The sequence below is a fragment of the Kribbella antibiotica genome, from assembly GCF_004349055.1.
Classification (GTDB): Bacteria; Actinomycetota; Actinomycetes; order Propionibacteriales; family Kribbellaceae; genus Kribbella; species Kribbella antibiotica.
The window spans coordinates 42,312-59,326 of the sequence record NZ_SMKX01000017.1 but is presented as its reverse complement, the minus strand read 5'-3'; the positions used below and the strand labels follow the sequence as shown (position 1 = coordinate 59,326).

Genomic DNA, 17,015 nt, shown 5'->3' with positions numbered 1-17,015 from the left:
TGTTAACCTAGGCAAAAGATTAACCGGGTTAATCTTTTGCGGCTGGGTTGATTGCGAGGAGGGTCATGCGGGGTCTGACGGAGGAGCAGGAGTACGCCGAGGAGTGCCGGGAAGCACTGCGGCGGATGGTGAGCGGGGCCCGGGAGAACGTGGTCGTCGGCTCGGAGACGTGGGGCGATCGGTACACGGCCGAGCGGCTGGGGCACTACCTCAAGACGCTCGCGCGCGACATCGCCGAGGAGGGCGACAACCCGCCGTACTTCGGCCTGATCCAGTACGACGGGAATGCCGGCGAGCACCGCGGTCAGTCGTACTACCTCGGCCGGCGGCACATCTCGGACGCGATCGGCCGGCCGCCGATGGTGATCGACTGGCGGGCGCCGGTCTCGACCACGTTCTACCAGGCAACGGCGAACGACTCGCGCGGCCTTGCGACGCGGCGACGGTTCGGATGGGCGGCGAACACCCTCACCAGCTTCGAGGACGAGCAACTGGGGTCGGCGCAGGCTGAGGCCACGGGCTTCGGGAGCGAGCTGGTACGGCGGGAGATCGAGCGAGCCCGAGTTGGCCCGATGCGCGACATCGTGGCGACGATTCAGCCAGAGCAGGACGAGGTCGTCCGGACCGAGCTTGAGGTGTCGGTGTGTGTGCAGGGTGCACCGGGGACGGGAAAGACCGCGGTCGGACTGCACCGGGCGGCGTACCTGCTGTATGCGCATCGCGGGCGGTTGCAGCGCAACGGTGTCCTGGTGCTCGGACCGAACCGGGCGTTCCTGCACTACATCTCGGCAGTACTGCCGACACTGGGTGAGGTCGACGTCGACCAGACGACGGTCGAGGAGATGCTGGCCGGACGGATCGCTGTGCGCGCGACGGACTCGGTCGCGGCGGCCGTGGTCAAGCACGACGGGCGGATGGCCGAGATCATCCGGAGAGCGCTCTACGAGCGGATCTCGGAGCCGTTGGAGCCCATCGTGGTCGCGGACTCGTCGTACAAGTGGCGGGTGCAGCAGTACGAGCTCGCGGAGATGGTGACCGAGGCTCGGGCGCACGCAACGGCGTATCTGATGGGGCGGGAGCGGGTGATCGCGCGTGTGGTCGCGTCCCTGCAGCGGCAGGCCGAGGCGCGCGGGCAGAACTGCAACGGAGTCTGGCTGCGGAAGATGGCGCGCGCCGTGACACCGGCAGTCGACGCGGTGTGGCCGGCGGTGAAGGCCGAGGAAGTCCTGGCCGAGATCCTCGGAGAGCACTCTCGCCTCTCTCGGGCGGCCGACGGTTTGCTGAGCCCCGGCGAACAGGACGCGATCGCGTGGCCCCAACCCCGCAAGGCGAAAACAGCGCTCTGGACCCTGGCGGACGCCGTACTGCTGGATGAATTGAGCGCTCTCTTGGAGCGCGGTGAGACGTACGGGCACGTGATCGTGGACGAGGCGCAGGACCTGTCGCCGATGGAGTGCCGCGCGATCGCCCGGCGCTGTGAACACGGATCGGTCACCGTGCTTGGCGACCTCGCGCAGGGGACGACGCCGTGGGCCGCCCGCACCTGGGCGGACCAACTCGGCCACCTTGGCAAACCCGAGGCTGAGCTGGTCGCACTGACCACCGGCTACCGCGTACCGGCGTCCGTCGTCGAGCTCGCGAACCGATTGCTGACCGCGCTCCCGGTCGAGGTACCGCAGACAACTTCGTTCCGCACCGACGGCCAGCTCACGATCACTGAATCCGACGACATCGTGGACGCAGTTCAGAGAGCGCTCCCCCACGAGGGCTCGATCGGCGTGATCGCAGCCGACCAACGCATCGCCGTACTGAACAACGCGTTGCAGTCAGCCGGTATCGACACCGTCGCACCAGGCGGCGACGGCCGAGTCACCGTCGTACCGGCGAGCCTCGCCAAGGGTCTCGAATACGACCACGTGATCGCCGTCGAGCCCGCCGAGATCGTCGAAGCGGAGCCGCGCGGCCTCAACCGGCTCTACGTCATCCTCACGAGAGCGGTCTCTCGTTTAGACGTACTCCACACCCGCCCCCTCCCGAGGGAGCTCAGCTGATTTCGCCGTAGGCCGCGATGAGCAGACCGGGGTCGGGGGCTTCGAGGATGGTGGGCTTGGCGAGGCCGTCGAGGATGACGAAGCGGAGGCGGTCGGCTCGGGTTTTCTTGTCGAGCTTCATGGCGTCCTGCAGGTGCGGCCAGGCGTCCGCCCGGTAGGAGACCGGGAGGCCGAGGGACTCCAGTACGGCGCGGTGGCGGTCGGCGGTGGGGTCGTCGAGGCGGCCGGCGGCTCGGGCCAGTTCGGCGACGAAGACCATACCGATGCTGATGGCGGCGCCGTGGCGCCACTTGTAGCGTTCGGTGCGCTCGATGGCGTGGCCGAGGGTGTGGCCGTAGTTGAGGGCTTCGCGGCCGATCGTGCCACCGGCGACGGTGGTGCGCTCACGGAGGTCGGCGCCGACCGAGTCGGCCTTGACCTGGATGGAGCGCGCGATCAGCTCGGCGGTGGCGTCGTACGCGGGGGTCGAGGCGCCGGCCGGGTCCTTCTCGACGAGGTCGAGGATGACGGGGTCGGCGATGAAACCGCATTTGACGACCTCGGCGAGGCCGCTCACGTAGTCGTGGCGCGGAAGGGTTTCCAGGGCGGCGAGGTCGCAGAGGACACCGGCCGGCTCCCAGAAGGCGCCGACCAGGTTCTTGCCCTCGGCGGTGTTGATGCCGGTCTTGCCGCCGACGGCTGCGTCGACCATGCCGAGCAGGGTGGTCGGGATCGTCACGAAGCGGACCCCGCGCAGCCAGGTCGCCGCGACAAAGCCGCCCAGGTCGGTGGTGGTCCCGCCGCCCACGGCGACGATCGCGTCCGACCGGGTGAACCCGGCCTGGCCGAGCACCGTCCAGCAGTAGGCCAGCACCTCGGCCGACTTGGCTTCCTCGGCGTCCGGGATCTCGATCGCGTGCGCGGTGAACCCGGAACTGACCAGGTCGTCGCGGATCGCGTCGCCGGTCGAGCGCAGCGCACGCGGGTGGATCACCGCGACCCGCTGCACACCCTCGCCGATCAATCCCGGCAGCTCATCCAGCAGATTGTTGCCGATGACAACGTCGTACGGCGACGCTGCGTCCACGCGGATCCGGGTGCTCATGCGAGGTGCTCCAGGATCTCGGCCGCGATCACGTCCGGCGTCTTGCCGTCGGTGACCACGGTCAGTTTGGCGACTTCGGCGTACAGGGGCCGGCGCGCTTCCATCAGCGTGCGCAGCTGGGTGCGGACATTGCCGAGCAGCAGCGGCCGGGCGACGCTCATGCCGACGCGCTTGGCAGCCTCAGTGAGAGACACATCCAGGTAGACCACGTTGTGCCCGGCCAGGTCGGCGCGGGTCGCGGGATCGAGGATCGCCCCGCCACCCAGCGACAGTACGACGCCGGTGTCGGTCAGCGCGGCCACGATCGCGGCCCGCTCCAACGAACGGAAGGCTTCCTCGCCGGCATCGACGAAGATGTCCGAGATCGGCTTGCCGGCGCCGATCTCGACGTCGGCGTCGGTGTCGCGGTGCGGGATCTGCAGCCGCTCGGCGAGCAGGGCGGCGATGGTCGACTTGCCCGAACCGGGCGGGCCGACGAGTACGACAACAGGGCTCACTGCTCGGTCCACTCCCGCGGCGTGATCGTGGTCGGCAGCGCCGCCAGATACGACTTGTGGTTGCGCGATGTCTCGGTCACCGAGTCACCGCCGAACTTCTCCAGCGAAACCTCGGCCAGCACCAGCGCCACCATCGCCTCGGCGACGATCCCGGCAGCCGGTACGGCGCAGACGTCGGAACGCTGGTGATGCGCGGCCGCGGCCTCGCCCGTGCTCGTGTCGATCGTGCGCAGCGCCCGCGGCACGGTCGCGATCGGCTTCATCGCGGCGCGCACGCGCAGCGTCTCGCCGGTGCTCATACCGCCCTCGGTCCCGCCGGAGCGACCGCTGGTCCGGCGAATCGTGCCGTCCTCGGCGACGATCTCGTCGTGTGCCTTCGAACCCGGCGTCCGGGCCAGGTCGAACCCGTCACCGAGCTCGACACCCTTGATCGCCTGGATGCCCATCAGCGCACCAGCCAGCTTCGAATCCAGCCGCCGATCCCAGTGCACGTAGCTGCCGAGGCCCGGCGGAAGCCCGTCCACGACGACCTCGACGACACCACCGAGGGTGTCACCGGCCTTCTGGGCGGCGTCGATCTCGGCGATCATCTGCTTGCTCGCGTCCGCGTCGAGACAGCGGACCGGATCCTCGTCCAGCTTGGCAACATCGGCGTACGACGGAATGACGCCGTACGGCGCCTTGACCGTCCCGAGCTCGACCACGTGGCTGACGATCGTCACGCCGTACGCCTGCTTCAGGAACCGGGCTGCGACCTCGCCGAGCGCAACCCGCGCCGCGGTCTCCCGCGCGCTGGCCCGCTCAAGCACCGGCCGGGCCTCGTCGAACCCGTACTTCTGCATGCCCGCCAGGTCGGCGTGACCGGGCCGCGGCCGCGTCAGCGGAGCGTTCCGGGCCAGCTCGGCGAGGGTCGCGGGATCGACCGGATCCGCGCTCATCACCTGCTGCCACTTCGGCCACTCGGTGTTCCCGACCTGGATCGCGCAGGGGCTGCCCATGGTCAGCCCGTGCCGGAAGCCGCCGAGAAATGTCACCTCGTCCCGCTCGAACTTCATCCGGGCGCCTCGGCCGTAGCCGAGCCGACGACGGGCCAAGGCATCGGCCACATCATCCGTGGTGACCTGGACCCCAGCGGGAAGACCTTCGAGTACGGCGACGAGCGCTTGTCCGTGCGACTCGCCGGCGGTGAGCCAGCGCAGCATGCCGCCATCCTCCCACGGCGGCCGGACCGCCCGGACCCCGGTCTCACCACAGGTCCCACCACAGAGTCACGCTCAGCGGCAGGTCGGTGCCTGGTCGGAGTTGAAGCCGTTGCGGAACTTCAGCACGGTGTCGAAAGTCTTGACGATCGGGGACTTGTCGCATTCGGTCGACGCCGTGGCGGCGGACGCGCCGGCCAGGGCAGCGCCGGTCAACGCGGTCGACGCCAGCACCGCAGCTGCCACGCGTGCGGCGTTCCGGCGGAATCTGGTAGTCATTCTGGTGCGCTCCTCGCGGTCGTTTCTCGGTACTACGACCGTAGAAGTCCCCGAATGGTTGCACCCTGGCGCAAGATCCCGTCTTGGGGGTAGCGCTGGCACCACCATCTCCTAGGGTTCTGGCATGCTCGTAGGCTTCTGACATGAGGGCAGGGGCGGAAGTTGCGTGGCAGGACCGGGTTCGGGGGTCTCTCTTGGGTGGGGCGATCGGGGATGCGCTAGGCGCTCCGGTGGAGTTCGAGAGCGGGCCGAAGATCCGCAAGGAGCATCCGCAGCTGCTGCGGACGTTCGTGAGCGGCGGCTCCGGTTGGCCGCCGGGAACGATCACCGACGACACCCAGATGACGCTGTTCACGATCGAAGGGCTGATCCGGGCCAGCGTCCGGGCGCACCGCGGCCTCGGGCTAACGCTGGCTCCCGTACACCACGCCTACGACCGCTGGCTGGACACCCAGCAGCATTCCGCCCCGACTGGTGAGCGCGACGGCTGGCTGCAGGGTGAGCAGTGGCTGTACGCCCGCCGCGCCCCGGGGCGCACCTGCCTGGCCGCACTGCGCGGCTCGCGACATGGCGGGCCGCGGATCACGCAGTACGGCGTGGAAGTGGTGAACGACTCGAAGGGCTGCGGCGGCGTGATGCGGGTGGCGCCGTTCGGGCTGCTGCCGGACTCTTTCGAGACGGAGTGGGTCTTCGACTCTGCTGCGACCGCAGCCGGATACACGCATGGGCACCCGAGCGGGAAGCTCGCCTCCGGTGCGCTCGCGGCGATCATCCATCGGATCTGCAGCGGCGCGACGCTGGATGCGGCGCTCGACACTGCCGCGGAGCTGCTAACCCGACACGAGGGGCACGAAGAGACCAGTAACGCGCTAGCTGATGCCAGGGAGCTGGCGGCGCTGCCTCCCGCCCACCGGCCGGCCACCATCGAGCAGCTCGGCGGCGGCTGGGTGGCCGAGGAGGCACTGGCGATCCCGGTCTACGTGTCGCTCATCCATCAAGAGCCTGAGCAGGTCCTGGATGCGTTGGCGCTGGCAGTAACGCACAGCGGGGACAGCGACTCCACCGGCGCGATCTGCGGGAACATCTTGGGTGCCCTCCACGGTGAGGCGGCGCTGCCTACAGAGCTCGCCTCCACCGTCGAGGGTCGTGCGGTGATCCTCCAGCTGGCGGACGACTTCGTGGACGAGTTCAGCCGCACGGAGTCGCGCCCGGGGTTCGCGAAGCGCTACCCGAGCTCGTGAGACTCAGGGTTGGATCGACAGCTTGTGGTGGAACACGTTGCGCGGGTCCCACTTCGCCTTGATCTGCTGCAACCGCGGGTAGTTGCCGAGGTAGTACAGGTCGTGCCACGGGACCCCGGACTTGTTGAACGCCGGATCGGCCAGGTCGGCATCGGGATAGTTGATGTACGAGCCGGCGTTGAACGCGTTCGGCACCGGCACTCCCCCGGTGTCCTTGTAGATGTCGGCATAGATCTTCCGCGCCCAGGCCTCGTTCTTGGCGTCCTCGCTCGCGTCGTTCCAGCTCATGCTCATCACCATCTTGCACATGACGTCGCGCTGCGCGGTGGCGGTCGCGTCCGGCTTGACGGTGTTCACCTTGCCGCCGTACGGGACGAACAGGACGGAGGTCTCGGCGGTGTTGCCCGCGTCGTGCAGCCGGTCGTGGATGAGCTCGATCTGGGTGTCGGTGTAGCCCTTGCGCAGGTAGCCGGCCTTCCACTTGTTGCGGGTGGTGTTGGGTCCGGCCGGGATCGATCGCTCGATCGTCTTGAGCAGGAACGGCCCGGCCGGGACCGGATACACCACGGGCTTCGGGTCCAGCCCGGCGAGCATCGCGTCGGTGAACTTCTGCAGCAGCGCGGCAGCGTTCGGCACCGAGGCGTCGAGCTGGTTCGACATCAGGAAGTTCCCGGCCGACGCAGACGACAGGATGAACGGGCTGTACAAGGTCGCGTACGGCGAATCGGCCGTGTTGTTGGCCTCGAAGAAGTCGAAGAAGTTCCGCAGGGCGCGGACGAAGCCGGCCTTTCCGATCGTCTTCCAGTCGTAGACGATGATGTTCGACAGCAGCTCAGAAGGGGCCTTGGGCAACGACTCCGCGGGCGTCCGGCCGGTTGAGCCCGCCGACCGCATCAGGTAGCGGGTGACGACGCCGAAGTTCCCGCCGCCGCCTCCGGTGTGCGCCCACCACAGGTCCTTGTGCGCGTTGTCCCGGGTCGCAACCACCAGTCGCGCCCGCCCCTGCTTGTCGACGACAACCACCTCAACCCCGTAGAGGTGGTCCACCACCGATCCGTATTTGCGCGACAGCGGCCCATACCCACCGCCCGCAAAGTGGCCGCCGGCACCGACACCGAGGCAACCACCGGCAGGCAGTGTCACACCCCAGCCGTAGAACAGATCCTTGTAGACCTTCTCCAGCGTCGCGCCCACCCCGATCGAGAAAGCCCGGTAGCGCTCGTCGAAGGTGACGTCGTCGAACGTCGACATGTCGAGCAGCACCTGAACGTCGCTGGAGTCGACAAAGTCCTCGAAACAGTGCCCGCCACTGCGGACCGCGATCCGCTTCCCGGACCGAACCGCCTCCTGCACAGCCCGTACGGCGTCCTCCGCCGACTGAATCACGCGGGCGTACTCGGGCTTGGCGGTGAAGCGCTTGTTCTGGCCGCGTTGCGCCAGGTCGGCGTACCGGACGTCGCCCGGCCGGATCTTCTCTCCCGCGGCGACACCCGCAACGCTGACGGCAGCTGCGGTGGTTGGTACTGCGAGTCCCGCTCCGGTAGCGGCAGTGCCGGCCAGAAGGCCCCGGCGACTGATTGGCATGACGTTCTCCCCACTCGTTCGGCTGGTTCGAACCTACGAAGAATCAGGGTTCGGCCACATCAGCCATCTGGTGGAGCGGGCCCATCCCCTATCCGGTGTAGAGCCTCGCCAAGGGAGAGCCGACGAACACTCCGGCGAGCGCGCCGATCAGCATGTACGGGCCGAACGGAACCAGCTGTTTGCGCGTCATCACCCGCGCCACGATCAGCACGACCCCCACCACGGCTCCGAGGAAGAACCCGCCGTACAGACCGCTCGCGAACTCGCCCCACCCCAGCCATCCGAGCGCGATCCCCAGCAGCCCGGACAACCGCACATCGCCGAACCCGACGCCGCGCGGAAACACCCACCACAGCAGGAAGAACACCCCGAACCCGATCAGCCCCGCGATCGCAGCCCGGCGCAGCGAACCCCACTCCCCCGATGCCAGCGCCGCAACCACCAGCGCCAGCGACACCACGCCGTACGTCGGCCAGATGATCGCCGACGGCAGAAACCGCGTCCGAGCGTCGATGTAGCCGAGCACCGCGCCGGCCACCGCAAGCAGCAGCCACGCGGCGAGGCCAGGACTCGTGCCTAGCGCCCAACCGAGCAGTCCGCCGGACACAGCCGCCAGCCCACCACACCAGTACGCCGCTCGCGGTCGGGCCAGATCGGCGTACAGGACCTTGGAGTCGCCTTCCTCGAGCACCGGCTCGGGGATTCGTCGCATCAGCCACGGGCCAAGGACAAATGCCGCCGGCCCGCAGAGGACGACTCCCACCCCTGCGGCAAGCAACGCATTGTCAGCCGGCACGGTTCCGGAGCCTAGACCGGAGACGGAACAGGACAAAACCACCAAGACCGAACAACAGCACCAGTACGCCGACTGTGCTCCAACCCGACTCGTTCCGGGTGATGTACACGACTCGCTGGTACGGATCGTCGGTGGCCGCCTGGGCGAAGGTGAAGTCGGCGGTGATCTGCTGCGGCTCGCGGTAGATCACTTCGAACGCGGTCAGAAAGTCCGCCGGCGCCGCCATCGCGGGATCGCTCGCGCGACCGGCGTATAGGAGCTCCGGCTTGACGTAGGCGATCGGCAGCGTGGTCGGCTCGACGCGATGCGGCGCCGCGACGTACACGGTGACCACCTGCGGAGTGGTCGCGCCTTTGCTGAGCCGCATCGGGTAGACGATCTTGTCCGAGGCGAACGTCAGCCGCAGCGGCGGCGTTGACCCCGACAAGCCTTGCCCGGTCGACTTCGGCGCCAGCTTCACAGCGACGATCTCCCAACCCTCACGCACGTACGGCGTCAGGTTGGCGCCCAGACTGTCCGGTACGACGTACTGGTTGGTCCGGAGCCAGTCCGTCACCGCGGTCGCGCTGCCTCCGCCCAGCCGCGCGATCTCGAACGGCCCGAGTGTCATCTGCTCGCGTACATTCACGCCGGCCGGCGGGGCTCCGGCAGAGTCGCCGGGCTGATCCGGGAAGAGGTGCAACCCGAGGAACGGCCAGTAGGTCGTGCGCTCCACGACCTTCGGCTCGGTCATCGCCTGTAGGCGCGGAAACAACTCGACGTCGCCCAGCTCGACCTTGGCCGCACTCGGGACCGGCATGATCCAGGCCGCCTTCTTCGACGACCCGTTGATCGCCATCGACAGCGTGATCTCCTCGATGCCTGCCGTGTGGCGGACGAGCGCCTTCTCACCGGATGCCCGCGCCCGCGACTCCAAGCTCGGCAAGTAGCCACCACAGGCACACGCCCAGGCAGGCGTCACCCCGGCCGCCACGAACCCGAGCGCCAGCACTCCTGCTATCCCCCGCCACAACCTCATGGCGGGAGACTCTACTTAGACGAAGGTGTAGGGAGTGCGGAAAAAGCCTTGGGGGTCGTACTTCTTTTTGACCCCGCGCAGCCGGGTCAGGCTGCTGCCGTAGTAGGTGGCGACGCCGCGGCGGGCCTCGACGTAGTTCACGTAGCCGCCGGCCGAGAACGAGCGGACGGCGCCGTGACCCTGGTCGATGAACGTCTGCGCGGCCTTGAGCTGGGCCGACGACGGGTGCGCGGCCGTCCCGACGTACCACTGGATGACGCCGAGCGCGGAGCGCCACGGCCAGGCGGCGCCACCGGCGGGCTGCTTGGCGGCCTGGCCGCCGAGCGGATCGATGATCGCCGCGGCCGGGGTCTTGGCGCGTGCCGCGGACTTGACCACGCCGATCAGTGCAGTGATCGAGGTCGAGTTCATCGGGGCGCGCAGGACGTCGGAGCCGGCCAGGAAACCTTGACGGGGGCTGGTGGTACCGCCGCCGAGGTACTTCACGGCCTCCATGTGCGTCTTCACGGTGATCGAGCGAGTGGTCGCCTTCGAGCCGACGAAGGACTCCAGCTGCGCCGCCGCAGCGGCAGCGTTTCCGGTCGTCGAAATGCCGAGCACGTGGACCGAGACGGTTCCGTTGCTCTTGGCATCGAGATGCAGGTTGCCCCACGCCGTACTGGGCGCCTTCTCGATGAACTTCTGCCAGCCGGCGACGACCGCCGCGGCCTTGGCCTCCGGCCAGGTCAGCCGGAAGAAGCCGATCTTCGGGGCCGGGATCGTCGCGAACTGGAACGATGTGACGACGGCAAGGTTTCCACCGCCGCCACCGCGCAGCGCCCAGAACAGATCCGGGTCGGACTTGGTGTTGATGACGCGGGCTTTGCCGTCAGCGGTGACCACACTCATCCCGACCAGGCGGTCGCAGGTCAGCCCCCAGGCGCGGGTGTGAATCCCCATCCCGCCGCCGAGCGCCAGACCGGCCACACCCACGGTCGGGCAGGTCCCGGTCGGCAGCGAACGGCCGTGCTTGTCGAGGAACGCGTGCACGTCGTACAGCTTGGCGCCCGCACCGACAGTGAGGACTCCGTTCGGCGTGTACGTCATCCCGCGCAGGGCGCTGAGATCCAGCTGGATCCCCTTGCTGATCACGGATGCACCGACGTACGAGTGACCGCCACCTTTCGGCACCAGCACCAGTTTGTTGTCCCGGGCAAAGTTGATCGTGCTGATCACGTCAGCGGTCTTCGCGGCGCGGACGACCGCAGCCGGCTGGACCGAATCCCAGCGGGGGTTGAAGAGTTGATGCGCAGCGGCGTAACCCGGCGTCGAAGGCATGAACAACTTGCCGCCCTGCAGCGATCTGGACAGCCGGTTCCAGTTCGGCGCGGCGGTCGTTGCCGCCATCGCTTCCGGGGCGGCGGTCAGGGCGACGGCGGCAACAGCGCCGCCTGCCTTCAGAACGGTACGACGGTCAAGCTGGCTCACGATCGTTGAGCTCCTCACGGGCTGCGGCCCTCATGGCCGCCAGAGGTGCCGGCGACCTACCAGTCATCATCTCCACTTGCAGAGTTGCCTGGTGCACAAGGAGATCAAGCCCGTTCAACAGCTCTGTACCGATCCGGTGCGCCGCGATGGCGAGCTGGGTCGGCCACGGGTGGTACGCCACGTCGAACACCACCGGGGCGACGTTCGCGAAGTGCTCCACCCAGGGATCGATTGCTCCACCAGGCACTGTTGAGACGCACAGATCGAACCCTCCGGTTCGCTCGATCTGGGAAAAATCTGCAACCGAAGTCCGGAGTCCCAGTTCGGCAGCGAGATCGAGCAGCCGCTCCGCACGCGACCGGTCGCGGACGACGATGGTCACCTCGCTGACTTTCATACTCCGCAGAGCGGCGAGCGTCGACGCCGCCGTCGCTCCCCCGCCCACCACGATGGCGGAATCCGCGACCGTGATCCCGCGCTCGGCGAACGCGTTCACCAGCCCCGGGACGTCGGTGTTGTGCGCGGACCGCGATCCGTCGGCCTCGAAGATCATCGTGTTCGCGGCACCGATCAGCTCCGCGACCGGGTCGACGTGGTCCACGAGGTCGAGCGCAACGCGCTTCAGCGGCATCGTCAGCGACAACCCGCGGACGTCATCACCCAGCGACGCGACGAACCCACGCAACTCGTCCTCGGCCACCTCGAAGGCGTCGTACCGCCAATCGAGCCCGAGCTCCGCATACGCGGCCCGATGCATGGCCGGTGACAACGAGTGCGCAATCGGCGAACCGAGCACGGCGCAACGCATCAGCAGCGGCCCTTGTTGGCGGCACACCACGTTTGCAGCTTCGCCACGTTCGCGTCGTGTTCGGCCTTGGTGCCCGCGAAGGCGGTCTCGCCGGTGTCCAGGTTGACCAGCGTGAAGTACAGCCACGGGCCCTTCGCCGGGTTGATCGCCGCCCGCAGGGTGTCCTTGGTCGGCGAACTGATCGGTCCCGGCGGCAGACCCTTGTGCTTGTAGGTGTTGTACGGCGAGTCGGACCTCCGCTGCTCGTCGGTGGTGAAGACACCGCCGCCCCGGCCGACGGCGTAGTGCACGGTCGAGTCCATCTGCAGCGGCATGTCGGCCTGCAACCGGTTGTAGATCACCCGGGCGACCTTCGCGTAGTCCTGCTTACGGTTCGACTCACCCTGGATGATGCTGGCCACGATCAGCGCGCGGTACGGATCGAGATCCTTGCCCTGCGCGGTCTTCACGAAGTTCAGCGCGGCCGTGTTCTTCGCGTACTCCGCGGTCATCTGCTTGATCATCGAGAACGCCGTCGCGCCCTTCGGCACGTCGTACGTGCCCGGGAACAGGAAGCCCTCGGCGTTGCCGTTCGAGTACGCCGGCAGTCCCAGCGAGGCCGGCTTGCCCATCGCGGCGGCCGCGGCACCGGCCGGCAGCTTCAGCTTCGGGGCCTCGAGGATCTTGATCACTTCGGCCTTGGTCTTCCCGGCCGGAACGCTGAACCGCAGCACCTTGACCGACTCGTCGGTGTTCAGCATCAGCTCGAGCGCGGCCTTGGCCGACATGTGCTTCTTCAGCGTGTACGTCGCGGCCTGGATCTGCAGCGAGCGGCTGTCGTTGCGGGCGGCCCGCTCGAACGCCTTGGCGCTCTTGACGACCTCTTTCTTCTCCAAGGTGTCCGCGATCGAGGCCGCAGCCTGGCCCTTGGTGATCTCGACCGTCACCACACCAGAGCCTTCGCCCTCGTAGTCCGGGGCGGCGAAGATCTTCTCGAGCGCGTCCTTGCCCTTGCCGAATCCGACTACGGCGCCGCCCACCAGCGAGCCGACGACGAGCAGCGAGATGATCACCGCGAAACAGCCGAAACCGCGCCGGGCCCGCTGCTTGCGCCGGTTCGCGCGCCGCTCGACACGGCTCTCCGGGCGCAGGCCCAGGTCCAGATCGTCGTCGTCCCCAGCCGGTGTCGTCACAAGGCCCTCCCCGGTGGGTTCCCGGTCTCCCGCTCGAACTCGAGCGCGTGTTGCAGAATCACGACCGCGGCGGCCTGGTCGACCACTGCCCGCCGCTTGGCACCCTTTTTCCCGCGCTCGCGCAGCATCCGCTCGGCGGTGACCGTGGTGAACCGCTCGTCCACCAGGCGCACCGCCAGCCCTGCGTTCCCCACCTGCACCAAGTCCTGCACCTGCTTCGCCGTCTCCCGGATCTTCACCGCCGCCGGGCCCTCGCCCCCGGACAGGGAACGCGGCAGCCCGACCACGATCTCGAACGCCTCCAGTTCGGCGGCGAGTGCCGCGATCCTACCCAGGTCACCAGGCCCCCGGCGGACGGTCTCCACCGGGGTGGCCAGGATTCCGTGCGGATCGCTGGTGGCGACGCCGATCCGGGCGTCGCCGATATCCAGTGCGATCCGCACCCCCCGTCGCATGCGTCAGCCCGTGACGAGCTGACCGACGGTGAACTCGACAGCGTCCAGCGCTGCCTCGGCACCGGCTGCATCCGTGCCACCACCCTGCGCGACATCGGCCTTGCCGCCGCCCTTGCCACCGAGCTTCTCGGCCGCAACGCGGACCAGGTCACCGGCCGACAGCCGCCACTCGCGGGCAGTGTCGTTCAGTGCGATCACGATGCCGGGCTTGCCGTCGTTCACGCTCAGGACGGCGATAACGGACGGCTTGTCCTCGCCCATCCGGCCGCGGATGTCGAGAGCCAGCTTGCGCAGGTCCCCGCCATTCACGCCGTCGGGCGCGCGGTGGCCGACGTACTGGACGCCGAAGACGTCCTTCGGGGCGCTCGCCAGCTCGGCCGCAGCCTCCAGCACCTGGGCAGCGCGGACCTGCTGGAGCTCCTTCTCCGCCGCCTTCAGCCGCTCGGACAGGTCGGCGACCTTGGCCACCAGCTCCTCCGGACGGGCCTTCAGGTTCTCGCTGAGCAGCCGGACCAGCGACCGCTCCTTGCCCAGGTAGCGCAGCGCGTCCATGCCGACGAAGGCCTCGACGCGACGCACACCGGCGCCGACCGAGGACTCGCTGGTGATGGTCAGCGCACCGACCTGCGACGAGTGCTTGACGTGCGTGCCACCGCAGAGCTCACGCGACCAGGGGCCGCCGATCTCGACGACGCGGACCTGCTCGTCGTACGTCTCACCGAACAGCGCCAACGCTCCCCACTCCCGAGCCTCCGGAAGCGTCATGTACTGCGCCGCGACCGGCAGGTCCTGCCGTACGGCGAGGTTCGCGACCTCTTCGATCTCGGAGCGAGTGGCCTGGTCGAGCGCCGAGCCCCACGCGAAGTCGAGTCGCAGGTAACCGGGCTTGTTGTACGAACCGCTCTGCAGCGCGTTCGGGCCGAGCACCTGGCGCAGAGCCGCGTGGACGACGTGCGTGCCGGAGTGGGCCTGACAGGCCGACACCCGCCACTCGTGGTCGACCTCGGCGTGCACATCGAGCCCCGGCCGCAGTACGCCCTCCAGGACCTCGACCTTGTGCACGATCAGACCCTTGACCGGACGCTGGACGTCGAGCACCTTCAGCTTGACGCCGTCGGCCACGATCACGCCCTCGTCGGCGATCTGGCCACCGGACTCGGCGTAGAACGGCGTCTTCTCCAGCACGACCTCGACGGTCTCGCCCTGCTCAGCGGCGTTCGCGACGACACCCTCGCGGAGCAGACCGCGCACCTGCGAATCGGTGCTGAGCTCCTGGTAGCCGGTGAACTCGGTGACACCGGACTCGCGCAGCTCGCGGTAGCCCGAGGTGTCCGCGTGACCGGACTTCTTGGCCCGCGCGTCCGCCTTGGCCCGGTCGCGCTGTTCCTTCATCAGCGACCGGAAGCCGTCGGTGTCGACCTGCATGCCCTGCTCGGAGGCCATCTCGACGGTCAGGTCGATCGGGAACCCGTAGGTGTCGTGCAGCTGGAACGCCTTCGCGCCCCCGAGCTGCTGCGCACCGCCGGCCTTGGTCTCCTTGACGGCCAGGTCGAAGATCGTCGTACCGGCCGTGAGAGTACGGCGGAACGCGTCCTCCTCGGCGTACGCAACCTGGCTGATCCGGCCGAAGTCGGCCTCCAGCTCGGGGTACGACTTCTTCATCTGCTGCAGGCTGACCGGCAGCAGCTCGACCAGGCTCGGGTCCTCGTAACCCAGCAGGCGCACCGACCGGATCGCGCGGCGCAGCAGCCGGCGCAGGACGTAGCCGCCCTGCTCGTTGCCCGGGGTGACACCGTCGCCGATCAGCATCAGCGCACTGCGGACGTGGTCGGCGATGACGCGGAACCGCACGTCGTCGACCTGGTCGACGCCGTACTTGCGGCCGGTCAGCTCCGAGGCCTGCTCGATGACCGGGAAGATCTCGTCGATCTCGTACATGTTGTCGACGCCCTGCAGCAGGTACGCGACGCGCTCGAGGCCGAGACCGGTGTCGATGTTCTTCTTCGGCAGCTCGCCGAGGATCGGGTAGCCGTCCTTGCCGCCACCCTCACCGCGGATGTTCTGCATGAAGACCAGGTTCCAGAACTCCAGGTAGCGGTCGCCCGCCTCCCAGTCCCGGTCCGCGCCGAACTCCGGGCCGCGGTCGATCAGGATCTCCGAGCACGGGCCGCACGGACCCGGGATGCCCATCGACCAGAAGTTGTCCTTCATGCCGAGCCGGACGATCCGGTCGTCGGGCAGCCCGGCGACCCGCTTCCAGATGTCGATCGCCTCGTCGTCCTCGTAGTACACCGAGGCGTACAGCTTGGACTCGTCGAAGCCGTAACCGCCGTCGGCCTGCGACTTCGTGACCAGCTCCCAGGCGTACTGGACCGCCTGCTCCTTGAAGTAGTCGCCGAAGGAGAAGTTGCCGTTCATCTGGAAGAACGTGCCGTGCCGGGTGGTCTTGCCGACCTCTTCGATGTCGAGCGTCCGCACGCACTTCTGCACGCTGGTCGCCCGCGCGTACGGCGGGGTCTGCTGGCCGACGAAGTACGGCACGAACTGGGCCATGCCGGCCACGTTGAACAGCAGGTTCGGGTCCGGCGACGGCAGGGGCGCACTCGGCACCACCGTGTGGCCGCGGTCCTCGAAGTAGTTCAGGAACCGCCGCCTGATCTCACTGGTATCCATGGTGTTACCGGTAGTCCTCACGTTCGTTCGCGGCGGCGTCTATGCCCAGCGCGTCTTTGAGTTCTGCTTCCCGCTCGGCCATGCCCTCGCGGACCTGGTCGCCGAAGTGCCGCACCGCCGCGGCCAGCTTGGCCGCCGACTCCTGCACAGCCTCCGGAGCGAGCACGTGGGCACGCTTCTTCAGCCGGGTCACCGCGTAGACACCCACGGCGATCCCGATGATCAGCCAGAGAATCCGCTTCATCGCTTCCGCGCCTTCCGCTCGGCCTTCATCTCGTCCTTCACCCGGCGGCTCACATCACGCCGCTGGTTCTCACCGAGCGCCCGGCGCACGCCGTACGTGAACGCGGCCGCCTTCACCAGCGGCCCACCCGCGGTCGCCGAGAACAGCGACATCAGCGCCGCCGCGTTCGTCGTCACCGTGGTCGCGTTGTCGGTGATCGTGTCCACCTTGGCCAGCTGCGCGTTGGTGGTCGCGACGGTCGTGGTGACCTCGCCCAGCAACGGCACACTGGAGTCGGAGACTCCCTTCACCATGATCCGGGTCTCGTCCAGCACCTTGCCCAGCTTCAGGATCGGATAGGCCAGCAGGCCCACCAGGATGAGCAGTGCGCAGGCCGCTATCAGCCCTGCGACTTCACCGACGCTCATGGAAACGATCCACCTTCCGTTGCGACCTCGTGGACCGCAC

The 17,015-nt window shown here is 68.3% G+C and carries 16 protein-coding genes; 2 read left to right on the top strand and 14 right to left on the bottom strand.

Features of this window, described 5'->3' with window-relative positions; translation table 11 throughout:
• Nucleotides 1-65: 65 nt before the first annotated feature.
• Entirely contained in the window at nt 66-2,051 is a 1,986-nt protein-coding gene (locus E1263_RS08390) for a HelD family protein (RefSeq protein ID WP_132166614.1), read from the top strand.
• Here E1263_RS08390 and aroB read toward each other — a convergent pair.
• The 4 genes from aroB to E1263_RS08370 all read right to left on the bottom strand — a co-directional run bounded on the left by aroB (nt 2,044) and on the right by E1263_RS08370 (nt 5,110).
• Nucleotides 2,044-3,135 carry a 3-dehydroquinate synthase gene (aroB, locus tag E1263_RS08385; RefSeq protein ID WP_132166613.1) on the bottom strand — a complete coding sequence of 364 codons (1,092 nt, stop codon included), beginning with the start codon at nt 3,133-3,135 and terminating at the stop codon, nt 2,044-2,046. The two genes, E1263_RS08390 and aroB, sit on opposite strands and share 8 nt — an antisense overlap.
• Nucleotides 3,132-3,632, bottom strand: coding sequence for a shikimate kinase (locus E1263_RS08380; protein ID WP_132166612.1), 501 nt, complete (start codon nt 3,630-3,632; stop codon nt 3,132-3,134). Before E1263_RS08380 ends, aroB begins: the two co-directional genes overlap by 4 nt.
• A complete protein-coding gene (gene aroC, locus E1263_RS08375) occupies nt 3,629-4,834 on the bottom strand; it encodes a chorismate synthase (protein WP_132166611.1) in 1,206 nt (401 codons plus the stop codon). Before aroC ends, E1263_RS08380 begins: the two co-directional genes overlap by 4 nt.
• 72 nt (nt 4,835-4,906) lie before the next feature.
• Nucleotides 4,907-5,110 (bottom strand): hypothetical protein, encoded by a 204-nt coding sequence (locus E1263_RS08370; RefSeq protein WP_132166610.1) that lies wholly within the window; start codon nt 5,108-5,110, stop codon nt 4,907-4,909.
• A gap of 143 nt (nt 5,111-5,253) precedes the next feature.
• Here E1263_RS08370 and E1263_RS08365 point away from each other — a divergent pair, with 143 nt between their 5' ends.
• Nucleotides 5,254-6,351 carry an ADP-ribosylglycohydrolase family protein gene (locus E1263_RS08365; RefSeq protein WP_132166609.1) on the top strand — a complete coding sequence of 366 codons (1,098 nt, stop codon included), beginning with the start codon at nt 5,254-5,256 and terminating at the stop codon, nt 6,349-6,351.
• A gap of 3 nt (nt 6,352-6,354) precedes the next feature.
• Here the strand turns inward: E1263_RS08365 and E1263_RS08360 are convergent, their stop codons facing one another.
• The 10 genes from E1263_RS08360 to E1263_RS08315 form a co-directional block, all read right to left on the bottom strand.
• Entirely contained in the window at nt 6,355-7,935 is a 1,581-nt protein-coding gene (locus E1263_RS08360) for an FAD-binding oxidoreductase (RefSeq protein WP_132166608.1), read from the bottom strand.
• An 88-nt stretch (nt 7,936-8,023) separates the two neighbouring features.
• Nucleotides 8,024-8,731 (bottom strand): prepilin peptidase, encoded by a 708-nt coding sequence (locus tag E1263_RS08355; RefSeq protein WP_238161125.1) that lies wholly within the window; start codon nt 8,729-8,731, stop codon nt 8,024-8,026.
• Nucleotides 8,721-9,749, bottom strand: coding sequence for a DUF2330 domain-containing protein (locus E1263_RS43570; RefSeq protein WP_132166606.1), 1,029 nt, complete (start codon nt 9,747-9,749; stop codon nt 8,721-8,723). Before E1263_RS43570 ends, E1263_RS08355 begins: the two co-directional genes overlap by 11 nt.
• Before the next feature lie 15 nt (nt 9,750-9,764).
• Nucleotides 9,765-11,216, bottom strand: coding sequence for an FAD-binding oxidoreductase (locus tag E1263_RS08345; protein WP_238161124.1), 1,452 nt, complete (start codon nt 11,214-11,216; stop codon nt 9,765-9,767).
• Complete coding sequence (locus E1263_RS08340; protein ID WP_132166605.1) at nt 11,203-12,024, bottom strand: shikimate dehydrogenase; 822 nt, start codon at nt 12,022-12,024, stop codon at nt 11,203-11,205. The genes E1263_RS08345 and E1263_RS08340 overlap by 14 nt, the downstream gene beginning before the upstream one ends.
• Nucleotides 12,024-13,196 carry an endolytic transglycosylase MltG gene (mltG, locus tag E1263_RS08335; protein ID WP_132166604.1) on the bottom strand — a complete coding sequence of 391 codons (1,173 nt, stop codon included), beginning with the start codon at nt 13,194-13,196 and terminating at the stop codon, nt 12,024-12,026. The genes E1263_RS08340 and mltG overlap by 1 nt, the downstream gene beginning before the upstream one ends.
• Complete coding sequence (gene ruvX / locus E1263_RS08330; RefSeq protein ID WP_132166603.1) at nt 13,193-13,651, bottom strand: Holliday junction resolvase RuvX; 459 nt, start codon at nt 13,649-13,651, stop codon at nt 13,193-13,195. The genes mltG and ruvX overlap by 4 nt, the downstream gene beginning before the upstream one ends.
• 3 nt (nt 13,652-13,654) lie before the next feature.
• Nucleotides 13,655-16,324 (bottom strand): alanine--tRNA ligase, encoded by a 2,670-nt coding sequence (gene alaS, locus E1263_RS08325; RefSeq protein WP_132166602.1) that lies wholly within the window; start codon nt 16,322-16,324, stop codon nt 13,655-13,657.
• Nucleotides 16,325-16,328: 4 nt separating this feature from the next.
• On the bottom strand, nt 16,329-16,568 hold the full coding sequence (locus E1263_RS08320) for a DUF6167 family protein (RefSeq protein WP_132166601.1): 240 nt from the start codon (nt 16,566-16,568) through the stop codon (nt 16,329-16,331).
• Nucleotides 16,565-16,975 carry a DUF948 domain-containing protein gene (locus tag E1263_RS08315; protein WP_132166600.1) on the bottom strand — a complete coding sequence of 137 codons (411 nt, stop codon included), beginning with the start codon at nt 16,973-16,975 and terminating at the stop codon, nt 16,565-16,567. Before E1263_RS08315 ends, E1263_RS08320 begins: the two co-directional genes overlap by 4 nt.
• Between the last annotated feature and the right edge of the window lie 40 nt (nt 16,976-17,015).

Coding starts and splice junctions, on each gene's coding strand:
- E1263_RS43570 (WP_132166606.1), bottom strand. CDS start 9,749: ATGAGGTTGTGGCGGGGGATAGCAGGAGTGCTGGCGCTCGGGTTCGTG.
- E1263_RS08390 (WP_132166614.1), top strand. CDS start 66: ATGCGGGGTCTGACGGAGGAGCAGGAGTACGCCGAGGAGTGCCGGGAA.
- E1263_RS08370 (WP_132166610.1), bottom strand. CDS start 5,110: ATGACTACCAGATTCCGCCGGAACGCCGCACGCGTGGCAGCTGCGGTG.
- E1263_RS08365 (WP_132166609.1), top strand. CDS start 5,254: ATGAGGGCAGGGGCGGAAGTTGCGTGGCAGGACCGGGTTCGGGGGTCT.
- E1263_RS08320 (WP_132166601.1), bottom strand. CDS start 16,568: ATGAAGCGGATTCTCTGGCTGATCATCGGGATCGCCGTGGGTGTCTAC.
- E1263_RS08340 (WP_132166605.1), bottom strand. CDS start 12,024: ATGCGTTGCGCCGTGCTCGGTTCGCCGATTGCGCACTCGTTGTCACCG.
- E1263_RS08315 (WP_132166600.1), bottom strand. CDS start 16,975: ATGAGCGTCGGTGAAGTCGCAGGGCTGATAGCGGCCTGCGCACTGCTC.
- aroB (WP_132166613.1), bottom strand. CDS start 3,135: ATGAGCACCCGGATCCGCGTGGACGCAGCGTCGCCGTACGACGTTGTC.
- E1263_RS08360 (WP_132166608.1), bottom strand. CDS start 7,935: ATGCCAATCAGTCGCCGGGGCCTTCTGGCCGGCACTGCCGCTACCGGA.
- aroC (WP_132166611.1), bottom strand. CDS start 4,834: ATGCTGCGCTGGCTCACCGCCGGCGAGTCGCACGGACAAGCGCTCGTC.
- ruvX (WP_132166603.1), bottom strand. CDS start 13,651: ATGCGACGGGGGGTGCGGATCGCACTGGATATCGGCGACGCCCGGATC.
- alaS (WP_132166602.1), bottom strand. CDS start 16,324: ATGGATACCAGTGAGATCAGGCGGCGGTTCCTGAACTACTTCGAGGAC.